Source organism: Streptomyces sp. NPDC045955 (assembly GCF_056430805.1).
Genome location: NZ_JBWKKY010000003.1, coordinates 524,787 through 548,812, shown reverse-complemented (window position 1 = coordinate 548,812; position 24,026 = coordinate 524,787). Strand labels below are relative to the sequence as shown.

The 24,026-nt window shown below is 72.4% G+C and carries 25 protein-coding genes and 3 pseudogenes; 13 read left to right on the top strand and 15 right to left on the bottom strand.

Annotated features, from left to right (window positions below; genetic code table 11):
- Window positions 1-9 precede the first annotated feature (9 nt).
- Window positions 10-666, bottom strand: a complete 657-nt coding sequence (locus AC07F0_RS08915) for a dienelactone hydrolase family protein (RefSeq protein ID WP_478976127.1) — start codon at window positions 664-666, stop codon at window positions 10-12.
- A 147-nt stretch (window positions 667-813) separates the two neighbouring features.
- On the opposite strand from AC07F0_RS08915, the gene AC07F0_RS08910 reads away from it, so the two are divergent.
- From AC07F0_RS08910 to AC07F0_RS08895, 4 genes are read left to right on the top strand one after another with little or no spacing between them, the layout of a single operon-like run.
- Window positions 814-1,812 carry a GlxA family transcriptional regulator gene (locus tag AC07F0_RS08910; RefSeq protein WP_478976124.1) on the top strand — a complete coding sequence of 333 codons (999 nt, stop codon included), beginning with the start codon at window positions 814-816 and terminating at the stop codon, window positions 1,810-1,812.
- A complete protein-coding gene (locus tag AC07F0_RS08905) occupies window positions 1,809-2,411 on the top strand; it encodes a DJ-1/PfpI family protein (RefSeq protein ID WP_478976121.1) in 603 nt (200 codons plus the stop codon). Before AC07F0_RS08910 ends, AC07F0_RS08905 begins: the two co-directional genes overlap by 4 nt.
- Before the next feature lie 55 nt (window positions 2,412-2,466).
- Window positions 2,467-2,922, top strand: coding sequence for an archease (locus tag AC07F0_RS08900; RefSeq protein WP_478976118.1), 456 nt, complete (start codon window positions 2,467-2,469; stop codon window positions 2,920-2,922).
- Window positions 2,923-2,955: 33 nt separating this feature from the next.
- A complete protein-coding gene (locus tag AC07F0_RS08895) occupies window positions 2,956-4,062 on the top strand; it encodes a CapA family protein (protein ID WP_478976115.1) in 1,107 nt (368 codons plus the stop codon).
- Window positions 4,063-4,087: 25 nt separating this feature from the next.
- Here the strand turns inward: AC07F0_RS08895 and AC07F0_RS08890 are convergent, their stop codons facing one another.
- On the bottom strand, window positions 4,088-5,107 hold the full coding sequence (locus AC07F0_RS08890) for a sigma-70 family RNA polymerase sigma factor (protein ID WP_478976112.1): 1,020 nt from the start codon (window positions 5,105-5,107) through the stop codon (window positions 4,088-4,090).
- 117 nt (window positions 5,108-5,224) lie between these two features.
- On the opposite strand from AC07F0_RS08890, the gene AC07F0_RS08885 reads away from it, so the two are divergent.
- The gene (locus tag AC07F0_RS08885) at window positions 5,225-5,677 is read left to right on the top strand and encodes a YbhB/YbcL family Raf kinase inhibitor-like protein (protein WP_436729566.1); all 453 of its coding nucleotides are present in this window, start codon (window positions 5,225-5,227) and stop codon (window positions 5,675-5,677) included.
- A 155-nt stretch (window positions 5,678-5,832) separates the two neighbouring features.
- Entirely contained in the window at window positions 5,833-7,101 is a 1,269-nt protein-coding gene (locus AC07F0_RS08880) for an MFS transporter (RefSeq protein ID WP_478976110.1), read from the top strand.
- A gap of 67 nt (window positions 7,102-7,168) precedes the next feature.
- On the opposite strand, the gene AC07F0_RS08875 is transcribed toward AC07F0_RS08880, so the two are convergent.
- The 3 genes and pseudogenes from AC07F0_RS08875 to AC07F0_RS08865 form a co-directional block, all read right to left on the bottom strand.
- Complete coding sequence (locus tag AC07F0_RS08875) at window positions 7,169-7,597, bottom strand: VOC family protein (protein ID WP_020275995.1); 429 nt, start codon at window positions 7,595-7,597, stop codon at window positions 7,169-7,171.
- Between the two features lie 254 nt (window positions 7,598-7,851).
- Window positions 7,852-8,590 (bottom strand): annotated as a pseudogene (locus AC07F0_RS08870) (class I SAM-dependent methyltransferase).
- 66 nt (window positions 8,591-8,656) lie between these two features.
- A complete protein-coding gene (locus tag AC07F0_RS08865; RefSeq protein ID WP_478976107.1) occupies window positions 8,657-9,679 on the bottom strand; it encodes an SCO2400 family protein in 1,023 nt (340 codons plus the stop codon).
- 372 nt (window positions 9,680-10,051) lie between these two features.
- On the opposite strand from AC07F0_RS08865, the gene AC07F0_RS08860 reads away from it, so the two are divergent.
- On the top strand, window positions 10,052-10,501 hold the full coding sequence (locus tag AC07F0_RS08860) for a spore-associated protein (RefSeq protein WP_436729570.1): 450 nt from the start codon (window positions 10,052-10,054) through the stop codon (window positions 10,499-10,501).
- Window positions 10,502-10,611: 110 nt separating this feature from the next.
- Here AC07F0_RS08860 and AC07F0_RS08855 read toward each other — a convergent pair whose 3' ends face one another.
- Window positions 10,612-11,976 (bottom strand): APC family permease, encoded by a 1,365-nt coding sequence (locus tag AC07F0_RS08855; RefSeq protein WP_478976104.1) that lies wholly within the window; start codon window positions 11,974-11,976, stop codon window positions 10,612-10,614.
- Between the two features lie 251 nt (window positions 11,977-12,227).
- On the opposite strand from AC07F0_RS08855, the pseudogene AC07F0_RS08850 reads away from it, so the two are divergent.
- Window positions 12,228-12,392 (top strand): annotated as a pseudogene (locus AC07F0_RS08850) (DUF899 family protein); the annotation flags it as partial.
- 70 nt (window positions 12,393-12,462) lie between these two features.
- Here the strand turns inward: AC07F0_RS08850 and AC07F0_RS08845 are convergent.
- A complete protein-coding gene (locus tag AC07F0_RS08845) occupies window positions 12,463-13,002 on the bottom strand; it encodes a phenolic acid decarboxylase (protein WP_478976101.1) in 540 nt (179 codons plus the stop codon).
- Window positions 13,003-13,214: 212 nt separating this feature from the next.
- On the opposite strand from AC07F0_RS08845, the pseudogene AC07F0_RS08840 reads away from it, so the two are divergent.
- A pseudogene (locus AC07F0_RS08840) lies at window positions 13,215-13,862 on the top strand (thioesterase domain-containing protein); the annotation flags it as partial.
- Window positions 13,859-14,194, top strand: coding sequence for a tryptophan 7-halogenase (locus tag AC07F0_RS08835; RefSeq protein WP_478976098.1), 336 nt, complete (start codon window positions 13,859-13,861; stop codon window positions 14,192-14,194). The pseudogene AC07F0_RS08840 and the gene AC07F0_RS08835, both read left to right, overlap by 4 nt.
- On the opposite strand, the gene AC07F0_RS08830 is transcribed toward AC07F0_RS08835, so the two are convergent.
- The 3 genes from AC07F0_RS08830 to AC07F0_RS08820 all read right to left on the bottom strand — a co-directional run bounded on the left by AC07F0_RS08830 (window position 14,160) and on the right by AC07F0_RS08820 (window position 16,582).
- Complete coding sequence (locus AC07F0_RS08830; RefSeq protein WP_478976095.1) at window positions 14,160-14,696, bottom strand: hypothetical protein; 537 nt, start codon at window positions 14,694-14,696, stop codon at window positions 14,160-14,162. The genes AC07F0_RS08835 and AC07F0_RS08830 overlap by 35 nt on opposite strands.
- 99 nt (window positions 14,697-14,795) lie before the next feature.
- Window positions 14,796-15,458, bottom strand: a complete 663-nt coding sequence (locus tag AC07F0_RS08825; protein ID WP_478976092.1) for a response regulator — start codon at window positions 15,456-15,458, stop codon at window positions 14,796-14,798.
- Window positions 15,455-16,582, bottom strand: coding sequence for a sensor histidine kinase (locus tag AC07F0_RS08820; RefSeq protein ID WP_478976090.1), 1,128 nt, complete (start codon window positions 16,580-16,582; stop codon window positions 15,455-15,457). Before AC07F0_RS08820 ends, AC07F0_RS08825 begins: the two co-directional genes overlap by 4 nt.
- Before the next feature lie 221 nt (window positions 16,583-16,803).
- Here AC07F0_RS08820 and AC07F0_RS08815 point away from each other — a divergent pair, with 221 nt between their 5' ends.
- Together AC07F0_RS08815 and AC07F0_RS08810 are read left to right on the top strand one after the other, a co-directional pair.
- The gene (locus AC07F0_RS08815; RefSeq protein WP_478976087.1) at window positions 16,804-17,175 is read left to right on the top strand and encodes a DUF6223 family protein; all 372 of its coding nucleotides are present in this window, start codon (window positions 16,804-16,806) and stop codon (window positions 17,173-17,175) included.
- A gap of 111 nt (window positions 17,176-17,286) precedes the next feature.
- Window positions 17,287-18,171, top strand: a complete 885-nt coding sequence (locus AC07F0_RS08810) for a LysR family transcriptional regulator (RefSeq protein ID WP_478976085.1) — start codon at window positions 17,287-17,289, stop codon at window positions 18,169-18,171.
- Window positions 18,172-18,260: 89 nt separating this feature from the next.
- On the opposite strand, the gene folE is transcribed toward AC07F0_RS08810, so the two are convergent.
- Both folE and AC07F0_RS08800 read right to left on the bottom strand, forming a co-directional pair.
- Complete coding sequence (gene folE, locus AC07F0_RS08805) at window positions 18,261-18,947, bottom strand: GTP cyclohydrolase I FolE (RefSeq protein WP_478976082.1); 687 nt, start codon at window positions 18,945-18,947, stop codon at window positions 18,261-18,263.
- Between the two features lie 52 nt (window positions 18,948-18,999).
- The gene (locus AC07F0_RS08800; protein ID WP_478976271.1) at window positions 19,000-19,701 is read right to left on the bottom strand and encodes a helix-turn-helix transcriptional regulator; all 702 of its coding nucleotides are present in this window, start codon (window positions 19,699-19,701) and stop codon (window positions 19,000-19,002) included.
- Window positions 19,702-19,787: 86 nt separating this feature from the next.
- On the opposite strand from AC07F0_RS08800, the gene AC07F0_RS08795 reads away from it, so the two are divergent.
- Window positions 19,788-20,225, top strand: coding sequence for a DoxX family membrane protein (locus tag AC07F0_RS08795; protein ID WP_478976079.1), 438 nt, complete (start codon window positions 19,788-19,790; stop codon window positions 20,223-20,225).
- A gap of 83 nt (window positions 20,226-20,308) precedes the next feature.
- Here AC07F0_RS08795 and secD read toward each other — a convergent pair whose 3' ends face one another.
- The 3 genes from secD to AC07F0_RS08780 form a co-directional block, all read right to left on the bottom strand.
- Window positions 20,309-22,666 carry a protein translocase subunit SecD gene (secD, locus tag AC07F0_RS08790; RefSeq protein ID WP_478976076.1) on the bottom strand — a complete coding sequence of 786 codons (2,358 nt, stop codon included), beginning with the start codon at window positions 22,664-22,666 and terminating at the stop codon, window positions 20,309-20,311.
- 85 nt (window positions 22,667-22,751) lie between these two features.
- A complete protein-coding gene (locus AC07F0_RS08785; RefSeq protein ID WP_478976073.1) occupies window positions 22,752-23,279 on the bottom strand; it encodes a hypothetical protein in 528 nt (175 codons plus the stop codon).
- 57 nt (window positions 23,280-23,336) lie between these two features.
- Entirely contained in the window at window positions 23,337-24,014 is a 678-nt protein-coding gene (locus AC07F0_RS08780) for a response regulator (protein WP_478976268.1), read from the bottom strand.
- Between the last annotated feature and the right edge of the window lie 12 nt (window positions 24,015-24,026).

Below are 24,026 nucleotides of genomic sequence, written 5' to 3'. Positions count from 1 at the left end.
GGGCCGCCGTCAGCCCGCCGCGGTCCTCAGCTGGTCGTGGCACCACCGCCGGGCCACCTCGGTGACCTGGTCGAGCGTGCCCGGCTCCTCGAACAGGTGGGTGGCGCCGGGCACCACGTGGAGGGTGTGCGGGACGTGCAGCCGCCGGGCCGCTTCCTCGTTGAGCCGCAGCACGTGCCGGTCCCGGCCGCCCACGATCAGCAGCACCGGCGCCCGGACAGCGCCCAGGGCGTCGTCGGCCAGGTCGGGCCGCCCGCCGCGCGAGACGACCCCGGTCACCCGGTCGGGCCGTTCGGCGGCGGCGACCAGGGCCGCGCCCGCGCCGGTGCTGGCGCCGAACAGGACGACGGGCAGGCCCTGGGTGCCGGGCGACTGTGCCAGCCAGTCGATGGCGGCCACCAGCCGGCGGCCCAGCAGGGGGATGTCGAAGCGGAGTTCGGCGGTGCGGACGTCCAGCCGTTCCTCCTCCTCGGTGAGCAGGTCGATCAGCAGGGTTCCGAGTCCGGCGGTGCGCAGCCCCGCGGCGACCTCGCGGTTGCGGGGACTGTGCCGGGAGCTGCCGCTGCCGTGCGCGAACAGCACGACCGCGCGGGCGGCCGGCGGCACGGTCAGATCGCCGGTGAGCGCGGCGCCGCCGGCGGGCACGGTGACCGTCTGGGAGATCATCGCAGGCCTCCTCTCCCCCCGGTTCGCTCGTCCTGCCGCCCACCTACCCACCCTGCGGCAGCCGTCCCGCCTCGCCGGCCCGCATGGCGCGATCCGTGGGGTGCGTGTCGTTGACGCCATGACCCGGGCCGGAGGAGCGTGGAGGGCATGACGTCCCGCCGTATCGTCTTCGTCGTCTTCGACGGCTTCCAGCCGCTCGACCTCACCGGCCCGCACGAGGTGTTCCACAGCGCGGGTGAGGACTACGCCTGCGAGGTCGTGGCGCCCCGGGCGGGCCCGGTCAGGTCGGTCAGCGGGCTGCTGGTGCATGCCGGGCACGGCGTGGCGGACCTCGGCCCGGTCGGGATCGACACGCTGGTGGTGGTCGGCGGCCGGGGTGTCGACCGGGCCCGGCAGGACGAGGCGCTGGTCTCCTGGATCGCCGCCGCGGCGGCCGGTGCGCGGCGCGTGGCCTCGGTGTGCAGCGGAGTGTTCCTGCTGGCGGCGGCGGGGCTGCTGGACGGGCGCCGGGTCACCACACACTGGGCCCGCGAAGAGCAGTTGGCCCGGGAACACCCCGAGGTACGGGTGGACTGCGAGCCGATCTTCGTCCGGGACGGGCCGGTGTGGACATCGGCCGGTGTGACGGCCGGAATGGATCTGGCGCTCGCCCTGGTGGAGGACGACCTGGGCCGGGACGTCGCGCACGCGGTGGCCCGCCGGCTGGTGCTGTTCCTGCGCAGACCGGGCGGCCAGTCGCAGTTCAGCGTGGCGTTGTGGTCGCTGCAGCCGGCGACGGACCCGGTGCGGGCCGCCGTCACCGCGATCCACGCCCGTCCGGGCGCCCGGCACGACATCACCGGCCTCGCCGCGCACGCCGGGCTGAGCCCACGGCACCTCCAGCGCCGTTTCACCGCCGAACTGGGCGTGCCGCCGGCCGCGTACGTCGAGCGGGTGCGCGTCGAGGCGGCCCAGCGCGCCCTCACCGAGGGGGACGAACCGGTCGAGGCCATCGCCCGCCGCAACGGCTTCACCACCGCGGAGACCCTGCGCCGCACGTTCCACCGCCGGCTCGGCATCGCGCCGTCGGACTACCGCGCCCGCTTCCGCTCCACCGCGGAACCCGCCGGCGCTCACCACCTCTCACAGAACGGGGAACCCGTATGACGACCTATGGCCTGCTGGTCTTCGAGGAAGCCGAGGAGCTCGACTTCGTGGGCCCCTGGGAGGTCTTCACCGTCTCCGCCATGCTCCGCGACGGCGCCGACTCGGCCGTGCTCGTCGCCGAGCACCCCGGCCCCGTGCGCTGCAACAAGGGCCTGCGCGTCCTGCCCGACCACACCCTCGACGACCATCCACCGCTGGACGTGCTGCACGTCCCGGGCGGCCGGGGCGCGCGCGAGGTGCAGCTGCACAATCCGGTGGTCACCGACTGGATCGGGAAGACGGCGGAGCGGGCCGCGTGGGTGCACGGCGTGTGCACCGGCACGTTCCTGCTGCACGCCGCGGGTCCCGCGCGCGGGCGGCGGGTGGCCACGCACTGGAGCCAGGAGGACATCCTGGAGGCCCGCGGTGACGTGACGGTCGTCCGGGACGCCCGCTACGTCGTGGACGGCAACCTGGTCACCAGCCAGGGCGTCTCGGCCGGTATCGACAGCGCCCTGTGGCTGGTCGGGCGGCTGCACGGCCGGGATCACGCGCGGGCCGTACGGCGCTACATCCAGTACGACCCGGCGCCGCCGTACCTCGCGGACGAGCCCGGCTGATCCACCGCCGGGCCGGTCGCTGCATGGGTGGGGCAGCCTCGGGCAGTCGATGTTCATGGGCGGTGACAGGGACGACGACGCGCAGGGACGGCAGGCGGGCGAGTGCGGGCACCGGGCGGTGCCGCATCCGGAGAACATCCGGATCGAGGCGTGGGCGGCGTGCCGGGAGCACTGTCTGGCGGAGGCCGTCCTGGCGATGGTGGAGTGTTTCGCGGACGTCTCCGGGGTGCGTCCGACGGCCGTGGACCGGGTGCGGCTGGCCGAGGCCAGCGACGACGACCTGCTCGCCTCACTGCTGGACGAGATCATCTTCCGGCTGGAGGTGTACGGCCAGGTGCCGGTGGACGTGGAGGCGGACGAGGCCGACGGCGGCCTGGACGTACGGCTGGCGGTCACCGGCCTCGCGGACGTGGAGATCACCGGGGCGGTCCCGAGGGCGGTGGCGTGGGACGAGCTGCGGATCAGGCCGGGCCCCTACGGGTGGTCGTGCGCGGTGACGATCGACGCGTGACTCTGCCGTCCGGGGTGCGCCTACCGTGGAGGTGTGGGCGGCGGCGTCGTGACGCTGTTCCTGTGCGGTGACGTGATGCTCGGGCGCGGCGTCGACCAGATTCTGGCGCACCCCGGTGATCCGGCACTGCGGGAGGCGTACGTCGAGGACGCCCGGTCCTACGTCCGGCTGGCTGAGTCGGCCCACGGCCCGGTGCCCGCGCCCGTCGGCCCGTCCTGGCCCTGGGGCGAGGCGCTGCGGGTCCTGGAGGAGGCCGCCCCGGACGCCCGGATCGTGAACCTGGAGACGTCGGTGACGTCCGCGGACACGTTCGCCCCGGACAAGGAGATCCACTACCGGATGCACCCGGCCAACCTGCCGGCCCTGGCCGTGGCCCGGCCCGACGTGACCGTCCTCGCCAACAACCACGTCCTGGACTTCGGCCGCCCCGGCCTGCTGGAGACGCTGGACGCGCTGGCCCGGGCGGGTCTGCGGACGGCGGGTGCGGGACGTGACGCCGAGGAGGCGTACGCCCCCGCCGCGGTTCCCCTCCCCGGTGGCCGCCGGCTGCTGGTCTTCGCCCTCGGCGCGCGCTCCAGCGGCGTCCCGTCCGGCTGGGCGGCGACGGCGGACCGGCCCGGTGTGGCATACCTGCCCGAGCTCTCCCCCGCCGCGGCCGACACCGTACTGCGGCACGTCCGGCCGGCCCGCCGGGCCGGTGACCTGACGGTCGTGTCCGTGCACTGGGGCACGAACTGGGGGTTCCGCGTGCCCCGGGAGCAGGCCCGTTTCGCGCACGCCCTGGTGGACGGCGGGGTGGACGTCGTCCACGGTCACTCCTCGCACCACCCCCGACCGCTGGAGGTGTACCGGGACCGGCTGATCCTGTACGGCTGCGGCGACTTCATCGAAGACTACGAGGGCATCACCGGCTACGAGGAGTACCGCGACGACCTGCGCCTCGCGTTCCTCGCCTCGGTCGAGGCGGACAGCGGACGACTGGCGGGCCTGCGCATGATCCCGCTCCGCGCACGCCGGATGCGCCTGGAGCCCGCGTCCCGCGAGGACCGCACATGGCTGCGGACGACCCTCGACCGGATCAGCGACGGCGTGACGGTGACAGCGGCACCGGACGGTTCGCTGACGTTGACGGGTGGGTGAACCGGGGTGGCGGCTCGGCCGGACGTCAGCCCGCCCAGGCCGTCAGACGGTCACGGTTCTCGGGCGCCCGTAGGCGGGCGAGGGACTCCTTCTCCAGCTGGCGTACCCGTTCGCGGGTCAGGCCCACGCGGCGGGCGACCTCGTCGCGGCTGCGGGTGTGGCCGTCGTGCAGGCCGTAGCGGAGGCTGAGGATCATGGCCTCGCGGGGCGCGAGCGTGCCGACGGCCTCGTGCAGTTCCTCGGCGAGGGCCTGGTACTCGGCGACCTCCGGAGCCTGGAGCACCTCGGTGTCGGGGATGAGGTCGCCGACGACGGTCCCGCCGGTCTCGTCCACGGGCGTGTCCAGGCTGACGGCCTGCCGGCCGACGCGGCGCAGCCAGCCGATCCTGTCGGCGGCGAGGCCGCTCTCGCGGGCCACTTCGTCGACGCTCGGTTCGCGGCCCAGGTCGAGTTGCAGCCGCCGTTCGATCTTGGCGACCTTCTGGAGCTGCTCGACGACGTGCATCGGCAGCCGTACGGTGCGCGCGTGCGCGGCCAGGCCCCGCTCGATCGCCTGGCGGATCCACCAGGTCGCGTACGTGGAGAACTTGAAGCCCTTGGTGTGGTCGAACTTCTCCACGGCCCGGATCAGCCCCAGGTTTCCCTCCTGGATGACGTCCAGCAGGGGCAGCCCCCGGTGGGCGTGCCGTTTGGCCATCGACACGACGAGCCGGAGGTTGGCCCGGACCATGTGGTCCTTGGCGGCCTGCCCGTCCCGGGCGGCCTCCTCCAGCTCTCCCCGCCGCTGCGGCGCGAGGTCGAGCTCACCGGCGTCGGCCCGTTCCAGTTCCTCCAGCGCACGCACGCCGGCCTGCATCCGCCGGGCCAGCCGGACCTCGTCCTCCGCCGTGAGCAGCGGTGTCGCCGCGATCTGCGTGAGGTACTGGCCGAGGAGGTCGGGCTCCTCGTCGGGCTCGGGGATGCGGTTGCGCAGCCGTGCGGTGCGGGCGGGGGCGCGGCGGTCCTCCCGGGGGTGTGCTGCGGAGTCCTCTGCCAGGGGAGACATCCTCGTGATCCTCCGTCCCCTACCTCTTTCCGGCGCGTTTTCCGGACGGCTCACGGGTACCCGGGGCCGTCGGTCCCGAACCGCATGTCCGGGTCCCGCGGGGGTACTCCGGGGCACATGACCGGCATCGAACTGCGCAGCAACGCGTTCAACGACCACTCCTTCATCGCGCGCCGGTACGCGTACGAGGGACCGAACGTCTCTCCGCCGCTGACCTGGAGCGGCGTACCGGACGACGCGGCCGAGCTGGTCCTGCTCTGCGAGGATCCCGACGCCCCGTCGGGCACCTTCGCGCACTGGGTCGTCGTCGGCATCGACCCGCACAGCGGCGGCGTCGAGGCCGGGCACTGCCCGCCGGGCGGTACGGAACTCGTGAACGGCTACGGGCAGCGGGGCTGGGGCGGCCCGCATCCCCCGCCCGGGGACGACGCACACCACTACTTCTTCCGGCTCTACGCCCTGTCCGAGCCGTGCGTCCTGCCCGAGGCGCCCCGCGCGGACCAGGTGCACGAGGAGGTCGAGAAGCGCCGCATCGCGGATGGCACGCTGGTGGGTCTCTACCAGCGCTGAGAAGGCCCGCGCACGGGACCGTCCGACCCGCGTGACACAACCGATGGTTGTGTCACGGGTGGGGGACGGTTGTTTGCCCGGGCGCCCCGCCGCCCGCTTGGATGGCTGCCGGTCAACACCGGGTTGTCCGCGGGAGCTGGGGGTGTGCGCCGGGTATGGCGGGCAGGCGGTCGCTGGGGTCGCGGTTCGGGTGGCTGTGGGGCGCGTACGCGGTCAGCACGGCCGGCACATGGCTCGCGTTCGACGCGTTCGCGCTGCTCGCGGTCCTGGTGCTGGACGCCGGTCCGACGCAGGTGTCGCTGCTGGCGGCGGTGGGACCGGCGGTCGGCGCGGCCGTGTCGGTGCCGCTCGGGCCGTGGGTGGAAGTCCGCCGCAAACGCCCGGTGATGATCGCGACGGACCTGGTCCGGTGCGCGGTGCTGCTGAGCATCCCCGTGGCGTTCGCCCTGGGCCGGCTGGGCTTCGTACAACTGCTGATGGTGTCGGTGGCGGTCGCGGCGGCCGACATCACCTTCAACGCGGCGGCCGGGGCGTTCCTGAAGGATCTGCTGCCGCGGCGGGACCTGCTCGTCGCGAACGGCCGGTTCGAGGCGACGACCTGGACGGCCAGCATGGTCGGGCCGCCGCTGGGCGGGGCCGCGATCGGGCTGTTGGGCCCGGTGACGACCGTGGTGGTTGACGCGGTGAGCTATCTGCTCTCGGCGTTCGGCCTCCGGGCGATGGGCGGCGAGGAGAAACCCCCGGTGCGTCAAGCGGCCGACAAGACCCGGCCCCGGGCGGGCGGCCTGCTGGAGGGCTGGCGGTACATCCTGGCCGACCCGGCGCTGCGCCCGCTGTTCTTCAACACGGTCCTCGCCAACTCCCTGATCATGGCGGCTTCTCCGCCGCTCATGGTCCTCATGGTCGGTGAGCTGCGGTTCGCCCCCTGGCAGTACGCGCTCGCCTTCGCGGTGCCCTGCACGGGCGGCCTGCTCGGCTCACGTCTGGCACCACGGCTGGTCGCGCGGTGGGGCCGGGACCGTGTCATGTTCACGGCGGGCGTGCTGCGGGCGTGCTGGTCGCTCGGGCTGGCCTTCGTCGGCCCCGGTGCGGCCGGGCTGGCGCTGGTCATGGTCGTCGAGTTCGGGCTGATCACCTGCTGTGCCGTGTTCAATCCGGTGTTCGCCACGTACCGCCTCGACCGGACCCCCGCGGACCGGGTCACCCGCACCCTGGCCGCCTGGTCGGCCACCGGCAAGGCCACGACCGCGGCCGTGACCGCCCTGTGGGGCCTGGTGGCCCACCTGACCGGTGCCCGTACGGCCATCGCCCTCGCCGGTGTCTTCCTGCTCCTCACCCCCGTCCTGCTCCCCCGCCGCGACCAGGGACCGCCGGACGGCGGCGGTCCCGAGCCGGCTCCCCTCGCGCTGAAGGACGGCGCATGAACGGCCGGTCCCCGGCCGGGCCGGGGGCAGCTCGGTCAGCGACGTCCCGCCCCCGGCCCGGGTCGGCTCAGATCGCCCCGGGCACGTCCTCCGTGACGCCGTTCAGCGGTGAGGACGGGTCCGCGCCGTACGGGCGGGTGATGATCTCCAGGCCGTGGCCCGCCGGATCGAGGAAGTACACGCCCCGGCCGCCGTCGTTGCGGTTGATCTTGCGCGGGTGGTTGCCGTGCGGGTCGGCCTGGATCGGGATCCGGGCCGCGACGAGCCGGGCGAGGGCCTCGTCGAACTCGTCCTCGGAGACGAGGAACGCGTAGTGCTGCATGGGGATGTCGGCGTCGATGGTGAGGAAGTCCAGCGTGACGCCGTTGGCGGTCGTCACCGGCAGGAACACCCCGGCCGGTGCCCCGACCTCCAGACCCAGGATCTCCGCGAGAAAGCGGGCGGACTTCTCCCGGTCACGGGACAGGACGATGGTGTGATTGAACTCGACAGACACGGTTGAATGCCTCCACGGGCATCTCCGCGGCGCCTCCATGCCTCACCCGGCCGGTGACCGGCACGCGATGCCGCGGGGTGGATCGTAGACAGCGGCGGGTGTGCTCGTCGAGCGGTTTTCGGCCGTGTCGCGCGGCTCATGTCCGGCACCAACTCTCCTCGCATGTACCCCTGTTGCCCGGCGCGACCGTGGCAATTGCCAGGGACCGCGTCGCCCCTGCTCTCCCTACGGTTCTGAGCGTCGGCGCGCCCGCTTCAGCCGGCTGTTCGCGGGCGCCGTGCGACGAACACGAACTCCCGCCCCGGCCGGTCGGGCGCGTCGCGCACCTCCTCCACGGCATAGCCCTGTGCGACGAGTTCCGCCTCGACCTCGTCCCGCTCACGGAAGCGCAGTGTCGACTCCGACGTCAGCACCTGCCCGTCCGCGGCGAACACATAGGCCGACCGGAACGTCACCAGCGGCCCGCGCACTTCGAGCAGATCGACCCAGGACTCGACGGCGCCCACACCGGGGACGTCCGTCACGGTGTACGTCGCCTCACGGGTCCACTCCTCCCAGGCACGGCGGGCCGGCACCCGGGTCTCGAACACGAAACGGCCGCCGGGGCCGCAGGGCCGCACGGGCCCCTCGCAGGGTCCTCCGCCAGTCCTCGGGATCGGCGACCGCCTGGGCGGCGTTGCCCGTCATCGTGGCGAGGTCGGCGGTCAGGGGCGGAAGGGTCGTCGCATCACCGTGGATCCACCGCACCCGCTCGCCGCCCGGCTTGCCGCGGGCGACGTCCAGGGACGCGCCGGCGGGATCGACGCCGACGACGTCGACGCCGCGTTCCGCCAGCAGCAGCGCGAAGACACCCGTGCCGCAGCCGATGTCGAGCACCCGGCGCGCCCCGAAGTCCTCCGCCATGCGCAGGTACGGTTCGAGATCGGCGCGGTCGGGGTCGAGCGGGTCGTAGACGGCGGCGAGCCGCGGATGCCGGAAGCACTCGTCTGCCATGCGTCCGACGCTAGGAACGGTGACCGCGGTGTGGCCACCGGTTTTCGGCGACCGCCTTCGCCCGGCTCAGCCCAGGCAGATGACGAGCAGACAGAGTTCCTTGGAGTCGGAGCCGGAACCGGAGTCCGAGGGCGGCGTCGCGGACGGGGTGGGGCTCGCCGTGGTCGGGGTCGTGTCGGGGGACGTGGCCTGCTGCGAGTCCTTGCCGGTACCGGCCCCGGGCTGGGTCGTCCGCTGCTCGGTCGCCGTCGACGTGGACTTGCCGGCGCCGCCGGTGGCGGAGTCGACGGTGTCCGGGACGCTGGTCCTCGGCTGTGTCGTCTTCGGCAGCTCACGGGGCGCTGCGGCCGCGTCCGTCCGCGGGTCCACCGGTGTGCTGCGAGGAGTGGTGTCCCGGGCCTTTTCGCGCTGCGAGGTGCGGCCGGCGTGCGGCGGAGCGGTGGGCGTGGCCGCGGACCGCGCGGTGCCGCTCCGGGTGGACGTCGGTTCGGTGTACTCCGGCGCCTGACCGTCGGCGCCGCCCATGGTCCTGTCCCCGGGTGCCGTGGCCGACGGCACGCCGTTCGTCGAGTCACCCTTCATGGCGGCGACGGTGAGGCCGCCCCCGACGAGCGCGACGGCGGTCGCCACCACGGCCCGGCGCTGGTTCTTCTTCCAGCGGGCCATCTGACGACGCCGTGCCGCGCGCCCCTGCTGCGGGGCCTGGTAACCGTCGGTTCCGGCGGCGGTCTCCGGGGTGCCGTGTCCGTCGGACGGGTCCGTGGCCGGGGTCTCGTGGCCGCCGGACGAGCTGAAAGCCAGGGGCTCGTGGCCGTCGGACGGGTTGGCGCCGAGGCCGTCGTGGCGGCCGCCGGACGATCCGGTGTGTGCGAGGGGCAACTCCCGCGTGCCGGCGCTGTTCGTGTCCCACACGCTGCCGTCGTCCCACACGTTCTCGTCGCGCCATGCGCCGGAGGCGGCCGGGTACTCCCATGCGGCCGGGCCGGTACGGCCGTCGGCGGCGGGGTCGATGTCCGGGGCGTAGGCGCCGCACCCCGGGCAGACCAAGGCGCCGTTGAGGTGCCGACGGCACGAGGAGCAGTAGTCCATGTGTGGTCTTCCCGATCTGGCTGTTGCCGGCGGCTCGCCGGCCGCGGCCTGGTCACGTTCGCACGTGGGATCGAGCCGTAACGCTAACGAGACTTTGAAAGGGGGATGTGCAGCATGTGTGACACCCCTGAGCAGATCCTCGGGATCTCGCGTGCACTGTAAGTGGCTGGTGACTAAACGCGGCGGGGCGTGGGCATCCTCGGGGGCCCCTGCCGCCCGACGCCACCCGGTCCCGGCCCGCCGAGCGGGACTCTCGCGCGCTCGTACTCCCCAACTCGCCTGATTTTCCCGGGAACTGACGCACAACCCTTTGAGCGTCCGGCGGGTCACATCATGCAGGAGCAACCACTCGAAGAGTTGCAAGGGGGAAATATGCGATTCACCCGTTCCGTCCTGGCCGCGTCGGCCCTGGCGGCGCTGACCGTGGGGACCACGACCGCCCTGGCGTCACCCGCCTCCGCCGCGCCCAACACCACTCCGCAGAAGGTCTGCGGAAGCGCCTACAAGACCGTGAACTCGGCGGCCGTCGGCTCCCTGGGCACGGTCTACCTGACGTACAACGCCACCAACGGGAAGAACTGCGTCACGACCATCCGCAACAACCCGGGCACCGCCGTGGACATGTCCGCATGGGTCTACGTCCCCGACACCGAGACGGGAGACTCGGACGAGGGGCGGTACACGTCCTACGCCGGACCGACCTACGTCTACGGCAAGGGGCACTGCGTCGACTGGGGCGGCAGCATCAACAACGTGTACGTGGCGGTCTACGGCTCCAACTGCGGCGCCAAGAAGGAACACCGGGTCACGTTCACCCGCTGACCGCACCACCGCGCAACACCGCCTGCCGGGCCACCACGCTCCCGCCGCCGCGCGGGAGCCGTGGTGGCCCGGTGCCGTTGCACGGGACACGGCCGAGCGGTCGTGGCCGTTCACGCCTCGCCGCGTACCTTCAGCACCACCTTGTTGAGCACCCACAGCCCGATCCCGATGGCCACCAGCACGCCCGCCCGGATGTAGACCTCCGCGGGCCGGTCGGACAACGGGCTGGCCAGGATCAGGGCGGTGATCGCGCCGAGCACCGGCAGGGCGGTCGGCGTACGGAAGTGCTGGTGCTCGACGCGGTCGCGGCGCAGGACGAGGACGGCGATGTTGACGACGGCGAAGACGCACAGCAGGAGGAAGGCCGTGGTGTCGCCGAGGCCCTCGATCTCCCCGGTGGACACCAGGCCGATGGCGAGGAGCGACACGAAGACGATGCCTACGACCGGGGTGCGGCGCCGGGGCAGTACGCGGCCCAGGGCACGCGGCAGGATGCGCTCGTTCGCCATGCCATAGCAGAGGCGGGACGCCATCATGATGTTGATCAGTGCCGAATTGGTGACCGCGAACAGCGCGATCAGAGCGAAGAGTTTGGGCGGGAAGTCGATCCCACCGGCCTTGACGACCTCCAGCAACGGGCCGCTGGAGTCCTCCAGTACGCGGTAGTCGACGAGCAGAGAGGAGACCAGGGCGACCAGGACGTAGATGGTGCCGGTGACGGCGACGCCGGTGAAGATGGCGCGCGGGAAGGTCCGCACCGGATCCTTTGTCTCCTCCGCCATGTTGACGGAGTCCTCGAATCCCACGAAGGCGAAGAAGCCGAGGGCCGTCGCCCCCAGCACGCTGGTGAGCAGTGTGTAACCGCTGCCCTCGGCCTGGAACTCACCGAGCCGGGAGGGTTCGCCGTCACCGGTCAGGACGGCCCAGGCGCCGATCGTGAGGATGACGAGCAGGCCGGTCAGTTCGACCACGGTGAGGACCACGTTGGTCTTCACGGACTCCGACACGCCCCGCAGGTTCAGGGCCGCCAGGGCGAGGATGAACAGGATCGCGACGAGGGTGGGCGGGAGGACGTCCGTGAACTCGGACAGGTAGTCGCCGCTGAACGCGCGGGCCGCCGCGCTCGCCGAGGACAGGCCCGAGCACATGACCATGAAGGCGACGATGAACGTCAGGAAGGGGACCTGGAACGCCTTTTGGGTGTAGAGCGCGGCTCCGGCCGCCTTCGGGTACTTGCCGACGAGTTCGACGTACGAGGCTGCTGTCAGGATGGCGACGACGAACCCGATGACGAACGGCAGCCACAGCGCCCCGCCGACCTTGCCGGCCACCTGACCGGTGGTGGCGTAGATGCCGGTGCCGAGGATGTCGCCGATGACGAACAGAATCAGGAGTCTGGGGCCTATCGCACGCCGCAGCGGGGTGTCGTCCCCTCTGTCCGAAGCGGCGGCTGCATCCCTGTCGGTTGTGGACACGAAAGCTCCCTGAGGCGTTCGATGGACACGGACCGGAACACCGTCTCCCTGCCCGGAAGGCCGGGAGTGATGCCTCGGCTTCCGTGCGGGCCCCGCCCGCCTGGTCGTGAACCCTGCTCGACCGGCTGGGCGGGGGTGTGGGACCGGCCCCGCGATGAGTTTCGGCGGGCTCGCGAGTCTGTTCTGGTGAGCGTCGGACGACGTCGTACGCCGCCGGCCGGAACCAGACACCACGGAGGACACCATGCCCCCCGGACGACCCGACCGCCGAGCCCGGCCGCCCGCCCGCCGTCGACCTGGCGACCTGGCAGGCCGCCTGTGACGAGCTGCTGGTCCGCGAGGAGGCCCACACCCACGAGGGCGACACGATCGCCGCGGCCCGCCGCCGGCTGCCGATGGTCGAGTTCGACGGGACCCGCGGGCCGCACCGGGCCCGGTCGCGGATGGCTGCCGGGGTCGCCCCGTGTTCACCGGCGTCGGCCCAGGTCAGTTGGTGCGGTCGGACCAGCCAGGCGGGAGGTCTCCGGGGGCCGTGGAGATAACCGTGTCATCGTCGGGGCCGACGTACTCGAAGAGGGTGATCTTGGCGAATTCCGGGACGACGTAGACCGGATAGGTCGGGCCCTCGTCGCGGTACTTGCGCATCTCGTCGAGATGGTCGTTCTGGTAGACGACGGTGCGTTCGCCGTGTTCCTCCACCCAGCGCGGGAAGAAGATCACGCCGTGCAGGCGGCGCTTGCCGGGCATGACGTTGACGGAGACCGACGTACCGGTGGGCTCGTTCCAGGAGATCTTGTAGTGGTCGTCGTCCAGTTGGACGAGGTCGACTCGCTGGTCCTTGACCCAGCGGCCGCCCACCATGCCGGAGTGGATCCGGTAGTCGATGGTGGCCGGGTTCTTCACGTACATCTCGTACTGCCAGCCGTTGGCGTAGGTGTAGATGAAGCGGTGGCCGACGATCCCGGAGAGCTCCTGCGCGGGGACAGGGTTCTCGACGGTGGTCACGTGTGCTGCGTTGCTGGCCATGGGGGTACCTCCTTGCTGCCGCCCGTACCACTGCGGCGGACCGTACGAGTAGCCCCGTTCGCATAGGCCTCAACATCGTTGCGGCGCAAGGGTTCGGAAGGCGGAGACATGAGGCGTGACGAGCTGATACGACCGGTGCCCGAGCTGTTACGGAACCACGCCGAGGCGGCCGGCCGTCGCTCGCGTCGGACGACGGGGACTTCCCTCGCTTCCACCGCGCTTTCCAGGACGCCCCGGAGGTCCTGGAGATCCTGGAGTTGCCGCATCCTGGGATCGGAACCGGTGCGGCCGTGCCGCAGGACCGTGACGCGCTGGCGCGTACGCAGGCCGAGAGCGTGCTGCGGCACTTCGGGGACGGGCCCTTCGTGATCGCAGGACGGTCGGCCGGCGGCAACGTGGCGCACGTGGTGGCCCACGAGCTGGAGAACAGGGGCCGGGCACCGGCGGGCCTGGTGCTCCTGGACACCTACCACGTCACGCCGGACAACAGCGGCAAGGACTGGCTGCTGTCCCTGGCCGCCCCACGGCCACGGCAACACCCCTCACAGGACACCGGACAGCCCCTCGTCGCCGGGGACGACGACAGTGTCCTGGCGGCGATCGGTGCCTACAACCGGATCTTCCTCGGCTGGGACCCCGAACCGGTCGCCACGCCCACGCTCCTCGTACGCGCGCAACGGCCCACGCCCGCCATGGCGGCCTCCGCCGACGCGGACGACTGGCGGACGTCCTGGCCCGCGGCGCACGACGTCGTGGACGTCCCCGGAGACCATCTGACGATGATGCGGGAACACGCGGAGACGACCGGGTCGGCGATCCGCACCTGGATCGCCGCGCGAACGGCGAAGGAAGACCGATGAGTTCCCCCGAGCCCGCGCAGGACTTCGATGTCGTCGTGCTCGGCGGCGGCCCGACCGGTGCCACCGTCTCGGCGGCCGTCGCCCTGCGCGGCCACCGCGTCCTCCTCGTCGAGAAGGAGACCTTCCCCCGGTACCAGATCGGCGAGTCCCTGCTGCCCTCCACCGTGCACGGCGCTGGGGCCGCAACCCGGACCCCTGGCAGCTCTCCTTCGCGCTGTCGCCCCGGCTGGCCGACCCGACCTCGTTCGCCTACCAGGTCGAGCGGTCCCGGTTCGACGGGATCTGCGCTGGAACTTCTCAGGCTTCGTCTGCCCTGGTCAGGGCCTCGGTGATCAGGCGGGTGGCGAAGTCGTGGTCGTCGGTGAGCCGGTTGATGTGCTCCGCGAGGAGGAAGGCGGTGGCCTCCAGGGGATTCATCTCGTCCATGGTCCAGTTTCCGTACCGCTTGCGCCACAGGCTGGGGCTCAGGCCGGTGCCTGCCGCGACGAGCAGTCCGGCCATGGTGGGGATGGCCTCGGGACGGACGCTCCTGGGCATCATGCGCATCGTGGCCACGAGGTTGGGCACCACGCACTCGATGACGTCCTTGCCGTGATCCTCGTAGGCCATCCGCAGCCACTGCATGAACATGTAGATGAGCGTGCACGCGCCGTCGAGGATGTCGTCGACCCCGCGCGGGCCCAAGGACGCGGCGAACTGCTCGGTCAGCGCTCGTTGCTCGGCGTCGGCCCCGGACCTGCCGTCGTGGACGGCTTTGAGCCGAGAATCGATCATCATGAGTGCTGAGCCCACGTCGCCGGCGGGAGCGTGCTCGGGGTCGCAGGGCGATGACACAGGTTTCCTCCTCGGTTGACCGAGAGCAGCGCGGCGTGTTCGTACAGTAGCCCGCCGAGGGTGGGAGGGGCCGAGGAACCCCGATGAAGGCCGCAGGGGTCAGCAGTCGCGTGGGGCCACCAGGCCGGACTCGTAGGCGAGGACCACGAGTTGGGCGCGGTCACGGACGCGGAGCTTGGTCATGGCCCGGTTGATGTGGGTTTTCGCGGTGAGGGGGCTGATCACCAGGCGGTCGGCGATCTCGTCGTTGGACAGGCCCCGCGCGACCAGCACGACAGCCTCTCGTTCACGGCCGGTCAGCTCCTCCAGCGCCGAGCCGGTGTGGCTGGGGAGCGGCTGGGTGACGTACCGGTTGATCAGCTTGCGGGTGATCGAGGGGGCGAGCAGGGCGTCGCCGCGCGCCGCCACGCGTACGGCGTGCAGGAAGTCCTCCGGCACGATGTCCTTGACCAGGAATCCGGCAGCACCGGCGCGCAGCGCGTCGAACACGTACTCGTCGAGGCCGTAGTTGGTCAGGATGACGACGTGCACCCCGGCCAGGGCCGGGTCCGCGGCGATGCGCCGGGTCGCCTCGATGCCGTCGACGACGGGCATCTGGATGTCGACGAGCGCGACATCGGGCAGGTGCTCCCGGGCGAGTTCCAGGCCCGCGCCGCCGTCGGCGGCCTCCGCCACCACCTCGATGTCGTCCTCCAGGTCGAGGAGCGCGCGGAATCCGCTGCGGATGAGCGGCTGGTCGTCGACGAGCAGGACGCGGATCATGACGCCCCGTCCAGGGGCAGTTCGGCCTGGACGGTGAAGCCGCCCTCGCCGCGCGGCTCCGCCCGCAGCCGGCCGCCGAGGGCGGTGACGCGCTCGCGCATGCCCTGCAGCCCGACGCCGGGCGTCGGCGCGAGAGCGGGTGTGGCCTTGCCGTCGTCGTCTATGCGGAGGGCGAGGGCGTCCGGGCGGCAGTCGATGCGGACCGAGGCCGTGCCGGCGTCCGCGTGCCGGGCGATGTTGGTCAGCGACTCCTGAACGATCCGGTAGACGGTCCGGCCCACCGCGGCCGGCACGTCGTGCCGCTGCCCCTCGATCGTCAGGGTCGCCTTCAGGCCGGTTCTGCCGGCTCGTTCCACCAGTTCGGGCACGTCGTCGAGGCCGCGCGGCGGGGTCGTGCCGTCGTCGCGCAGCGCTTCCAGCGTCACCCGCAGCTCCCGGGCCGCCTCGCGGCCCGCATCCCGGATCGCCAGCAGGGCCTCCGACACCTCTTCGCCTCGTCTGCGGGCCACATGGACGGCCGCGTCGGCCTGCACCTTGATGACGGAGATCTGATGGGTCAGCGAATCGTGCAGTTCCCGTGCGATGCGCAGCCGTTCCTCGTCGGCGCGCCGTCGCGCGGTCTCCTCCCGGGTGCGTTCGGCCTCGTCCGCCCGCCGCTCGGCCTGCCGCAGTGCCTCTCCCGCGGCGCCGGCGGCGATCAGCCAGGCGATTTCGAGGGCGCCCCGGGCCCGCGCGAACGCCTCACCCGTGTCATGAAGACCGGAGGCGAGAGCCGCGAGCGGGAGAGCGGCCAGCACGGTCAGGCTCGCCGCGACGGCGGCGACCCGGTGTCCCGCCCGCACGGCCGCGTACACCGCGAACAGGTAGGCGACGGCGGGCACATCGAAGCCGGCCGCCTGATACGCCACCGCGCACAGCCCGGTGACGGCCAGGACGGCGACCGGAGCGCGGCGGCGCGCGGCCAGTGCCAGGCCGCCGACGGTCAGCAGCGCATACCCGAGCACGTCCTGGTCCGTGGCCGAGGGCTGCCCGGACACTCCCGTGACCAGCAGCGTCCCCGCCACGCCCACGGCGATGACCCAGTCTCCGACAAGGGCCCGTGCGCGGGTCCCACCTGCACTCATGCGCGCACCCTAACCGGCCGCCGCCGCGGGCGAGTCCGCCTCGCGGGCGAGTGGCCGGCTACCGCACACGCAGTACGTGCGCGCCGCCTGCGGCTTTCGCGGTAGGCCGCTGCGGCGTCGGCGGCAGCGCGAAGTGTCCGCGTCCGCCGGACGACGGGGGCCGGTCCGGGCGGACATGCTCGGGCGACACCCCCGTCATCAGGAAGAGAAGGAGCATCTCGATGTCTGCTCACCACCTGTTCGCCGCCGACGTCTTCGCCTTCGGTCTCGGGCGTCTCGGAGCCGCCACGGGCGCGCTGCTGGGACTGGCCGGCCTTGTCATCGCCGGGCTGGCCCTGGCTCGTCCGGCCGGCCGTCTCGGCTCCGTCAGTCCCTCGCTCGTGGCCGGCGCGGCCATGGTGGCGGGGCTGATCGGCATGGCCCTCGGCGGGCTGGTCGCGGCCACCGCCGACGGCGGTCTCGGCACCGGCAACGGGCTGGGCGGGGCCTATGTGGCGATGCTGGTGGGGCTGAGCGCCACGGTCCTCGGCCGGCTGGTCCTGACCCGCTCGCGCCGCACCGGAACGGCCACGAGCGTACGTCCGGGTTCCTGACGATTACGGTCAGCACCGGTGGTTCGTACTACGTCGAAGCGATCCGTCACGCGACCATGACCGGGACCGATTGAGTCGTCGCTTGACTTCCTGAAGGGGCAGAGGGCGCGTATGGACGTTCGGCAGCTGGAGTACTTCCTTGCGATCGTCGATCGTGGGGGGTTCAACCGTGCGGCCGCGGCTCTGTACGTGTCGCAGCCGTCGCTGTCGCAGGCCGTGCGGGCACTGGAGCGTGATCTCGGCTCCGAGCTGTTCCATCGCATCGGGCGCAGGGCAGTCCTGACGGAAGCCGGAAGGGCTCTGATCGCGCCAGCCCGGGAGGCCGTGCGGAGTCTGGAGACGGCGCGGGCCAGTGTCGCGGCGGTGCATGAGCTGCGTGCGGGGCGCCTGGATGTCGCGTCGATGCCGTCGCAGGCGGTGGAGCCACTGACGACCTTGGTGAGTGCCTTCAGCCACCGGTACCCCGGCGTCTCGGTGGCCATCAAGGCGGCGTTCACGTCGCGTGATGTGATCGACATGGTGCGCACGGGTGCCGTGGAGTTGGGGCTCCTGGCGTCTGCCGGTCCGGTCTCCGACAAGGAGGTCGTCTTCCATGCGCTGGGGCGGCAGCGATTCGTGCTGGTGGTGCCGGCCGACGGCCCGTTCGCTGATCGGACGGCGGTGGAGTGGCGGGAGCTCGCGGGACAGCGGCTGATCGTCGGACAGCCGGGTACCGGGATGCGCGCCTACGTCGACGGCGTGCGGGAGCAGGGCATCGAGTTCACCGTCGCCGTTGAGACCGAGCACCGCGTGTCGCTCATGCCCCTGGTACTGGCCGGGGTCGGGCTCGCGGTGGTCACGGATTCCTGGCGGGACGTCGCCCGGCGACTGGGCGCCCGCGTCCTGGACATGGAGCCGGAGACCACCTTGGACATCGCCCTTGTCAGCCGCCGCGGCAGCCTGTCGCCCGCGGCCGCCGCGTTCGTCACGGCCGCCACCTCGGCCGCCGACAGCTGACGAGCACCGCTCAGATCAGGCCGGTCAGCCGTCCGGAGGACACCTCCGGCTCGTCGTGCCGCCTCTGCGCCGGGTCGTCGAACCGTGCTTCAGGAGTGCAGCCCCGTCAGGGAGAGGAACTCGGCGCGTGAGCGGGCGTCGTGGCGGAGTGTGCCGAGGAGGGTGGAGGTGAGCGTGCTGGAGCCCATGGCCTGGACGCCGCGCAGGGTCATGCAGCTGTGCTCGGCTTCGATGACGACGCCGACGCCCTTGGGTTCGAGATGGGCCTGGAGCCAGTCGGCGACCTGCTTGGTCAGGCGTTCCTGGACCTGGGGCCGGCAGGCGAAGTGCTCGACCACGCGGGCCAGTTTGGACAGGCCGAGGATGCGGTGGCCGGGGAGATAGCCGACGTGGGCGGTGCCGGTGAAGGGCAGCAGATGGTGCTCGCACACCGAGCGCACCGGGATGCTGCGGGCCAGCACGAGTTCGTCGTAGCCCTCGTCGTTGGGGAAGGTCGTCAGGTCGAAGGGGCGGGGGCTGAACAGTTCGGCGTAGGCGCGGGCCATGCGGCCCGGTGTGCCGTGCAGGCTCTCGGTGCTGGTGTCGATGCCGAGTGCGGCGAGGAAGCGTGCGGCGGCGCGTTCGGCTTCGGCCAGGTCTATGCCGTCGGTGTCGTGGACGACGCGCAGGGGGGTGGGGGCGGGTGCCGCCGTCTGCGGGCGGGGAATGCTCGCGGAGGGGGCGGGCAGGTCGGCGGTGCCCGACGCGTGGCTGTTGATCGGTCCGGCGAGTTCCATGACGTGCCTCTCATATGACGGGGTAAGGGGCTGGCGGGCGGCGAGCGGTGCGTCAGGGACTCGCGGTCGCGGGCGGGGCGGAAGCCGGCTCCAGACGGACACAGCAGTGACCGGGGCTGGGCGCCAGGCAGGCGTGGAGACTGCTGTCCTCGAGCCCGTCGAGGACGCCCCGGAGCAGGTGGAGGTTCATGCCGCACACCGTCTGGGTGTGTTCGCGGGCGAGCGCGTGGAAGGGGCAGTTGCCCAGCACGATGGCGTCGCCGTCTAGGCGGGGCTCGAACCCGTACCGCTCCAGGAGGTCGAACACTCCGGGGCCGCCCTGTCCGGCGAGCCGGCCGCCGAGACGGTGGGCCGTGCGGTGCAGGACGGCGCGGACCGGTTCGCCCGTGGCCTCGGATTCCTCCAGGGCCTGGGCGAGGAGCCGGCCGGCCAGCTCGTAATGCCGCTCGGGCAGGCTGACGGTGACCTGCTTGGCGGAGCGCTTGTAGAGCTTGGCCGGCCTGCCCGCTCCCGGGCCGGTGCGGCCGCTGCGGCGTTCGTAGACGACGTCGAGGAGTGCCTCGTCGGCCAGGCGGTCCAGGTGGAAGGCCGCGGTCTGGCGCGCCAGGCCGAGAGCGGCGGCGGCCTCGTCGCGGCTGACCGGCCCCGGCTGGCGCACGACGTGGTCGTACAGACGCCTGCGGGTCGGCTCGTCCAGGGCGGCGACGGCGGAGACGTCCGGGTGGGGTGCTTCTTTCGGGTGGTCCACGAACACCAGTGTAAAACCCATGGGCATTGACTAAAGAAGCCGCCCGCGCTTCTATTGTTAGAGAAAGTTGTCGATAGAAGGAACGGTGCGTCATGACGTCCGCAACCCACCCCTCCCCGTCCGTCGCGTCCCGGCGGGCCGCGCTCGGCGACCCCGGCTACCAGGCGTTCGTCATCCTGCGCGTCGGGTTCACCGTGGCGCCGATCCTGTTCGGGCTGGACAAGTTCACCAACCTGCTCGTGGACTGGCCCGCGTACCTCGCTCCGTGGATCGACGACATCGTGCCCGGCAGCGCCCAGGCCGCCATGTACGCCGTCGGTGTCGTCGAGATCGTCGCCGGTCTCGCCGTCGCTCTCGCCCCGCGCTTCGGGGGCTGGCTGGTGGCCGGCTGGCTGGCCGGCATCATCGTCAACCTGCTGACCATCCCGGACTACTACGACATCGCGCTGCGCGACTTCGGGCTCCTGCTCGGCGCGGTCGCCCTCGCCCGGCTCGCCCAGCGCTACCACGGCGAGCGGCAGCCGCACTGACACGGCGGCGCGGACGGACGGGGGAAGGCGGGTGAGCGTCAAACGGCTCACCCGCCTCACCGGCGTCCGGTCCCCCGGCCGGGTCAGGTGCGGACGGACGGCTGCCGGGGCTGGGTGCGGTGGTGGAGCCGGATCGCCACCGGGGCGGCTGTGAGGACGGAGGAGTACGTACCGGCCACGAGGCCGATCAGCAGGGCCAGGGCGAAGTCGGTGAGCGAGGACCCGCCGAGCACGGCGAGGGCGGTGAGGATGAACGCGGCGCCCAGACCCGTGTTCACCGTCCGGGGCAGTGTCTGCACGATGGCCCGGTCGGTGAGGTCGGGCAGCGGCGCCTCGGGAGTCCTGCGGGCGAGTTCCCTGATGCGGTCGAAGAGGACCACGGAGTCGTTGACCGAGTAGCCGATGACGGTGAGCAGGGCCGCCAGGAACACCCCGTCGACAGGCCTGCCGAGCCAGGCGAAGACACCGACGAGGATCACTACGTCGTGGGCGAGGGCGACGACCGCCGCCGTGCCGAACACCCACCGGAAGCGTGCCGCGAGGTAGACGAACTGGGCGCCCAGAGCCACGGCGAGCGCGATCAGGGCACCCCGGCGCAGCTCCTCCCCCAGGCTGGGGCCGACCAGTTCGTCACGGACCTTGTCGGCCCCGCCCGCGAGATCGCGCACGGCACCGGTGACCTCCGTCTCCTCGGCGTTGGTCAGCGGATCGGTGCGCACGGTCAGGCCCGCTTCGCCGGACGACTGGACGACGGCCCGGGGGAACCCGGCGTCGGCCAGGGCGGTGCGGACCCGGTCGGGGTCGACGGGGCTGGAGGTGGCGTACTCGATCAGGCGGCCACCGGTGAACTCCACGCCGAGGTCGATGCCGCGCACCGCGATGCCCGAGCCGGCCAGGACCAGGGCGGCGGCCGACACCGCCAGCCAGCGGCCTGGCTGGCGCATCAGCCGGGGGTTGCGGCGGGTGAGTCGGTCGCGGACCGTGCCGGTGCCGGCGATGCCGGTGAGGCCGGGGCGGCGGCGTACCCGGGGATGGCTCACGGCGACCTCGGCGAGCACACGGGTGATCACCAGCGCGCTGAACATGGAGGCGAGCACACCGATGCCCAGGGTGACGCCGAAGCCGCGCACCGGCCCGGAAGCGAGGAAGAACAGCAGAGCGGCCGCGATCAGCGTGGTGATGTTGGAGTCGGCGATCGCGCTGAAGGCGTCGCGGAACCCGGCGGCCAGCGCCGAGCGGGTACTGGGGCGTGTCCGCGCAGCCCCGTCGTCCGCCCGGAGGGCGGGCCCCGCGGCGTCCGGTGCCTGCGCTCGGCGTGCCGCGTACTCCTCGCGGGCCCGTTCGAAGACCAGCACGTTGGCGTCCACGGCCATGCCGATCGCCAGGACGAAACCGGCCAGGCCCGGCAGGGTCAAGGTGGCGCCGAGCGCGGCCAGGGCGGCGTAGGAGACGAGGCCGTAGCAGACCAGGCCGACAGCGGCCAGGACACCCATCAGCCGGTAGACGCCGATGATGAACAGCGAGGTCAGCGCGGTGCCGACGGCCGCCGCCCAGGCGCTCGCGGTGATGGCCTGCGCCCCCAGGGTCGGGCCGACGGTGCGCTGCTCCACGGTCTCGACGGGCACGGGCAGGGCTCCGCCGTTGACGAGCAGGGAGAGTTCACGGGCTTCCTCCGGGGCGAAGGAGCCCGTGATCTGTGTGGCCCCGTCCCGGATGCCGGTCCGGCAGGCGACGGACGGGTCGACCTGCGGCGAGGAGATGACCTTGTCGTCGAGGACGATGGCCACCCGCCGCGCCGGGTCGCCCGCCGGGTGACAGGCGGCCTCGCCGGTCAGCCGGGCCCAGCCGGCGCGGCCGTCCCCCTCGAAGCCGACGGTGACATGCCATCCGGCTCCGCCCTGCTGGTCGAATCGGGCGGCGGCCTCCTTGACGTCCTCGCCGGTCAGCGCCGCGGCCCCGAGGCGCAGCAGCGTGCCGGACTCGTCGGGCAGGACGCGCTCCCGCGGCGGCTGCTTCGGCAGCGGCTGGGAGGCCTCGTCGGGGCGGTCGGTGCGGTGGTCGGCGCTGGGGCCGTCGGTGGAGGGGTCGGCGGTGCCGAGCACCGGGTGGAAGGTGAGCTGCGCGGTACGGCCCAGCACCTCGGCCGCCCGCTTCGGGTCCTGCACGCCGGGCAGTTCGACGATGATCCGGTTCTCACCGGAGCGGACGAGGGTGGGTTCGGTGACGCCCAGCCCGTCGATACGGCCGCGCAGCACCTCCAGGGTGCGGTCGGTGGCCTCACGGCCGGCGTCGGTGGTGGGCGTGGAGCGGGTCTGAAGCACGAGCTGAGTACCACCGCGCAGGTCGAGTCCGAGGCGGACCGGCACGGTGACGGCGATGGAGAGGGAGAGGGCGATCACGGCGAGGGCGAGCAGCGCCCTCACGCGCACGGAACGGTTCAACGGGGGCCTCCGGCAGGCGCGACCACGGCCACGCGGGCGTGGCCGTGGTGCTGTCGAGGAGAGGAAAGGGGGTGGGGTGGGCGTGTCAGATGCCGGAGGACACAGGGGGCGCTCGCCCGCGGTCACGGAGTGCGTGGGGATCCGAGGAGGGGATGTGCGCGGCCGGTGCCGGGAGTTGCAGCGCGAGAGGTGATGTGACGTCGGTGCTGGGGGTGCAGGGGGTGGCGAGGTGCCCGCGTGGGGCGGGGTTCTCGCTGTGCGGGTCCGGGCGGGTTGTCGCCCGGACGGCGCGGAGGGTGTCGCATCCGCCGTCGGCGCGCGACGCGTTGGTGCAGACAGCCTCACACCCGTCGTCGGCACACGACGCGTTGGTGCAGACAGCCTCACACCCGCCGTCGGCACACGACGCGTTGGCCCCGACGGCCGCACACGGCCCGTTGCCCGGGTGCCGGTCGACCGCTACCACCGCGGCGGCCACGGGCTCGGTCGTCGTGCCGGGCGGCGGACCGGCGATGCCGACAGTGGCCAGCAGCGCCAGGAGGACGGCCGCCAGGAACGTGACGCGGGGCCGGGCTCCGCCGGTGGCGGGGGCGGTGCGCGCGGTGTGGTGCATGCACCGTCCCCTTTCATGGTGGTGCGCGGTGAGTGGAGCGCGGTGCGGGCCGGCGGCTCAGGCTTCGATCAAGCCGGCCCGGATCGCGTACCGCGTGAGTTCCAGACGGTCACGCAGGCCGAGTTTCTGGAGCAGGTTGGCGCGGTGCCGCTGGACGGTCTTGATGCTGATGAACAGCAGATCGGCGATCTCCTTGGACGAATGCCCCTCGGCCACCAGCTTGAGGACCTCTTCCTCGCGGGGCGTGAGGATCTGCTCGGGCGTCTCCTCGCCTTCGCGGGCCCGGTCGAGGTAACTGCGGATCAGCGCGGTGACCGCGCCCGGATACAGGAAGGGCTCGTCCCGCATCGCGGCCCGGCACGCGGCGACCAGATCCCGGTCGGCGACGGACTTCAGGACGTAGCCGTTCGCGCCGGCCTTCAGGGCCTGGAAGAAGTACTGCTCGTTGTCGTGCATCGTGAGCATCATGATCCGCAGGCCCGGCTTGAGACCGGCCAGTTCACGGGCGGCCTGGAGGCCGGTCAGACGCGGCATGGCGATGTCCAGGACGGCCAGGTCGACTTCGCGGGTGCGGGCCATCTCGATGGCCTCGGCCCCGTTCCCGGCCTCGGCGACCACTTCGAGGTCCGGTTCCCGGTCGAGGATGAGCCGCACGCCGCGGCGCACCAGCGCGTGGTCGTCGGCGAGCAGGATGCGGATCGTACTCGTCCCCGACGTGGCGGTCGTTGCGGTCATGGCCGTCGTGGT